This is a genomic window from Bacillus sp. MBGLi79, from assembly GCF_002953915.1.
Genome location: NZ_CP026521.1, coordinates 165,435 through 171,063, shown reverse-complemented (window position 1 = coordinate 171,063; position 5,629 = coordinate 165,435). Strand labels below are relative to the sequence as shown.

General features: G+C 48.8%; 2 protein-coding genes. Both read right to left on the bottom strand.

Features of this window, described 5'->3' with window-relative positions:
* Window positions 1–2,938, bottom strand: a 2,938-nt coding sequence (gene rpoC, locus C1T29_RS00920; RefSeq protein WP_231516530.1) for a DNA-directed RNA polymerase subunit beta', incomplete at its 3' end; no start/stop codon positions are given.
* Between the two features lie 59 nt (window positions 2,939–2,997).
* On the bottom strand, window positions 2,998–5,629 hold a 2,632-nt coding region (gene rpoB, locus C1T29_RS00915; RefSeq protein ID WP_208945589.1), incomplete at its 5' end, for a DNA-directed RNA polymerase subunit beta.

Genomic DNA, 5,629 nt, shown 5'->3' with positions numbered 1-5,629 from the left:
CAGCTACGACACCGTCAATTTCAGAGATCGTCGCTTGACCTTTAGGGTTTCGTGCTTCACACAATTCCTGGATACGCGGCAAACCTTGTGTAATATCGTCTCCGGCAACCCCGCCCGTATGGAAGGTACGCATCGTTAACTGTGTACCCGGCTCACCAATGGACTGGGCAGCGATGATTCCGACTGCTTCCCCGACTTCGACGTCGGTTCCTGTTGCCAAGTTGCGGCCGTAGCATCGTTTACATACACCATGTGACGTATTACATGTAAATGCGGAGCGGATCCACACTTCTTCAATGCCTGCTTCGACAATTTCGAGCGCTTTATCTTCGTCGATCAGCTCATTTTCATCCACAAGCACTTCACCTGTTTCCGGATGTTTAACAGGTTTTCTCGCGAATCGGCCGACAAGACGCTCTTCAAGACGCTCGATCACTTCTGTGCCTTCCGTAATGGCTTTGGCAAGAATGCCTCGGTCTGTGCCGCAGTCAGTCTCACGAATGATGACGTCTTGGGCTACGTCTACGAGACGGCGTGTCAGGTAACCTGAGTCGGCTGTCTTCAGAGCCGTATCCGCAAGACCTTTACGCGCACCGTGAGTAGAGATAAAGTACTCGAGTACCGTTAAACCTTCGCGGAAACTTGACTTGATCGGAAGTTCGATGATCCGTCCAGCCGGGTTGGCCATCAGACCGCGCATACCCGCAAGCTGCGTAAAGTTTGATGCGTTACCCCGGGCTCCGGAATCACTCATCATGTAGATCGGGTTGATTTCATCCAGGGATTTCATCAGCTTGCCTTGGATCGTATCTTTAGCTGCACTCCAGATGGAAATGACCCGTTCATAACGCTCTTCTTCAGTAATCAGACCGCGTCTGAACTGCTTCATGACGTTATCAACTTTTCCTTGCGCTTCTTCAAGGATTTCCTGTTTGTCGTCCAATACGACGATATCGGAAACACCGACCGTAATTCCGGCTTTTGTCGAATATTTAAATCCAAGGTTTTTCATGCGGTCAAGCATTTTTGATGTTTCTGTAATATGGAATCTTTTGAAGATCTCCGCAATGATTTTACCCAAAATGCCTTTTTTGAACGGCTGGTTGATTTCCTGGTTCTTAATGGCTTCTTTAACATCTGCACCGTAATCCAAGAAGAAACGGTCAGGTGTTTTTTCTTCAATGTTGCTCTTCGTCGGTTCGTTCATGTATGGGAACGACGGCGGAAGAATCTCGTTGAAGATCAGTTTTCCGACAGTTGTAACGAGCAGCTTGGAACGCTGTTCTTCGGTAAATGTTTCATTTTTCAGGGAGTTAACCGCAACGGCTACTCTCGTATGCAAATGAACATATCCGTTTTGATACGCAAGAAGCGCTTCATCCGTATCTTTGAAAACCATACCTTCGCCGACTGCGCCTGGGCGTTCTAGCGTCAGATAGTAGTTTCCAAGCACCATATCCTGAGACGGCGTAACAACCGGTTTTCCGTCTTTAGGGTTCAGGATGTTTTGTGCGGCAAGCATCAAGATGCGCGCCTCAGCTTGCGCTTCTGCTGATAAAGGAACGTGAACCGCCATTTGGTCACCGTCAAAGTCAGCGTTGTATGCCGTACATACAAGCGGATGAAGACGGATGGCACGGCCTTCGACAAGCGTTGGTTCAAACGCTTGAATACCTAATCTGTGAAGCGTAGGTGCACGGTTGAGAAGCACAGGGTGTTCTTTGATAACTGATTCAAGGACATCCCAGACTTCCGGCTGAACGCGCTCAATTTTACGCTTCGCACTCTTAATGTTGTGGGCAAGACCTTTTTCAACAAGCTCTTTCATGACGAATGGCTTGAACAGTTCCAGCGCCATTTCTTTCGGAAGACCGCATTGATACATTTTCAGGTTCGGACCTACGACGATAACCGAACGGCCTGAGTAGTCAACACGTTTACCGAGAAGGTTTTGACGGAAACGGCCTTGTTTACCTTTCAGCATGTGAGAAAGGGATTTTAACGGTCTGTTTCCCGGACCTGTAACAGGACGGCCTCTGCGTCCGTTATCGATCAGCGCGTCCACGGCTTCTTGAAGCATGCGCTTTTCGTTTTGAACGATAATGCTTGGCGCTCCAAGATCCAAAAGACGTTTTAAACGATTGTTACGGTTGATGACACGGCGGTACAAATCGTTCAGATCGGAAGTTGCAAAACGTCCACCGTCAAGCTGTACCATCGGTCTCAGCTCAGGCGGAATGACCGGAAGAACGTCGAGGATCATCCAGGACGGCTTATTTCCGGAGTTGCGGAATGCTTCCAATACTTCCAAGCGTTTGATCGCACGTGTGCGGCGCTGTCCTTGTGACGTTTTAAGCTCTTCTTTCAGCATATCCACTTCTTTATCGAGGTCGATATCTTGAAGGAGCTTATGAATCGCTTCAGCACCCATTGATGCTTGGAATTTATTTCCATATTTATCAAGGTACGCCCGGTACTCTTTTTCAGAAAGAAGCTGTTTTTTCTCAAGCGGTGTATTGGCCGGATCTGTTACGACATAAGAAGCAAAGTAAATGACTTCTTCCAATGCGCGCGGAGACATATCCAGCACAAGACCCATACGGCTCGGGATTCCTTTAAAATACCAGATGTGAGAAACAGGGGCTGCCAGCTCGATATGCCCCATTCTCTCACGACGGACTTTAGCCCGGGTTACTTCAACTCCACAACGGTCGCAGACTACGCCTTTATAACGAACCCGCTTGTACTTTCCGCAGTGGCATTCCCAGTCCTTTTGAGGACCGAAAATGCGCTCGCAGAATAGACCATCTTTTTCAGGTTTCAAAGTACGATAGTTGATTGTTTCAGGCTTTTTCACTTCTCCGTAAGACCATGAACGGATTTTGTCAGGTGAAGCGAGACCGATGTTCATATACTCAAAATTGTTCACATCCAGCAAGGGGCCTACCTCCCTTTTTATCTTCGGGTTATACCCTGTCACTTGCGTATAAAATTCGTTTATTCTTTTGTGACGACATCGCGCTCTGCGTCAGCAGAAACGAATTCTTCGGACTCTTCATCATTCGGCAGAGAAAGCCCTTCGTTTTGTTTCGCGTCTTCGTCGTCTTCCAAGTCTCTCATTTCGATTTCTTCTTCGTCGCTTGATAGGATTTTGACGTCCATACCTAAGCTTTGAAGCTCTTTGATCAATACTTTGAACGATTCCGGAACACCAGGTTCTGGAACATTGTCGCCTTTTACGATGGCTTCGTATGTTTTCACACGGCCTACGACATCATCCGATTTAACAGTCAGGATTTCTTGAAGTGTATATGCTGCACCGTAAGCTTCAAGCGCCCAAACTTCCATCTCTCCAAAACGCTGTCCACCGAACTGCGCTTTACCTCCGAGAGGCTGCTGGGTAACGAGTGAGTAAGGACCTGTAGAACGCGCGTGCAATTTGTCGTCAACCATGTGAGCCAATTTGATCATGTACATGATGCCGACAGACACCCGGTTGTCAAACGGCTCTCCAGTTCGGCCGTCGTAAAGGACTGTCTTTGCGTCCCTTGACATGCCGGCTTCTTCAAGCGTTTCCCACACATCTTCTTCGCGGGCACCGTCAAATACCGGCGACGCGACATGCAGACCGAGACGGCGTGCAGCCATACCAAGGTGCAGCTCCAACACCTGCCCGATGTTCATACGCGATGGTACGCCCAGCGGGTTTAACATGATGTCAATCGGTGTTCCGTCAGGCAGATACGGCATATCTTCCTCCGGAAGGATTTTCGAAATAACACCTTTGTTCCCGTGGCGCCCGGCCATTTTGTCCCCTTCAGAAATTTTACGCTTCTGAACGATGTAAACGCGGACGAGCTGGTTAACGCCCGGAGGCAGTTCGTCTCCGTCTTCGCGGTTGAACACTTTTACATCAAGGATGATACCGCCGCCTCCGTGAGGCACACGCAGCGACGTATCGCGGACTTCACGCGCTTTTTCGCCGAAGATGGCGTGAAGCAGGCGCTCTTCTGCAGTAAGCTCTGTAACACCTTTAGGCGTTACTTTACCAACAAGAAGATCTCCGTCTTTTACTTCAGCACCGACACGGATAATTCCGCGTTCATCGAGATTGCGAAGAGCGTCTTCACCGACGTTTGGAATATCGCGTGTAATTTCTTCAGGTCCGAGTTTTGTATCCCGGGCCTCTGATTCGTATTCCTCAATATGAATAGACGTGTATACGTCGTCTTTTACAAGGCGTTCGCTCATGATGATGGCATCCTCGTAGTTGTAGCCATCCCATGTCATAAAGCCGACCATGACGTTGCGTCCAAGGGCAAGCTCACCTTTTTCCATAGACGGACCGTCAGCTAAAATTTCACCTTTTACAACCTCATCACCGACGCTTACGATCGGACGCTGGTTGTAGCAAGTTCCCTGGTTGGAACGAACAAACTTCAGCAGGCTGTATTTATCAAGGTTCCCTTTGACTTTCTGGCCGTCGACTTCTTCATAGCGGCGCACCCAGATGTTTTTCGCTTCCACCCGTTCAACGATTCCAGGATGGCGGCAAATAACAGCGGCACCGGAGTCTTTTGCAGATACATACTCCATTCCGGTTCCGACGATCGGAGATTCAGGCTGCATAAGAGGTACAGCCTGCCGTTGCATGTTCGCTCCCATTAGGGCGCGGTTTGAGTCATCGTTTTCCAAGAATGGAATACATGCAGTCGCGGCAGAGACAACCTGTTTAGGCGAAACGTCCATATAGTCGACGCGGTCTTTCGGAACAACGGTGTTCTCCCCTCTGAAACGGGCGACGATGCTGTCATCCACAAAAGATCCGTCATCATTCAGACGTGCGTTAGCCTGGGCAACGACATAGTTGTCTTCTTCATCAGCTGTCAAGTAATCGATTCTCGGCGTTACTTTTCCAGTCTCAGGGTCAACGCGGCGATACGGCGTTTCGATGAAGCCGAAACGGTTCACTTTCGCGAATGAAGAAAGCGAGTTGATCAAACCGATGTTTGGACCCTCAGGAGTTTCAATCGGACACATCCGGCCGTAGTGGGAATAGTGAACGTCACGGACTTCCATTCCGGCACGCTCACGGGTCAAACCGCCCGGTCCAAGCGCTGACAGACGGCGCTTATGCGTCAGCTCAGCAAGCGGATTCGTCTGATCCATAAACTGAGAAAGCTGCGAGCTTCCGAAAAACTCTTTGATTGATGCGATGACAGGGCGAATATTGATCAGCTGCTGTGGCGTGATCGTGTTTGTATCTTGAATAGACATTCTTTCACGAACAACACGCTCCATTCTGCTTAAACCGATACGGAATTGGTTTTGCAGAAGCTCTCCCACTGAACGGAGACGGCGGTTTCCTAAATGGTCGATATCGTCGGTATCGCCCACTCCGTGAAGCAGGTTAAAGAAATAGCTGATGGAAGAGATAATATCAGAAGGTGTAATATTTTTAACGCCTTCTTCAATATAAGCATTTCCAATCACATTGATTGTCTGCTCCCCTTCTTGATCTGTCGGGGCATAGATTTTAATAGACTGAAGCGTCACTTCATCTTCAACAACTCCGCCGTTCGGATACAGCTTTTTAAAACCGATTCCGTTTTCAAGGTAAGGCAGGACT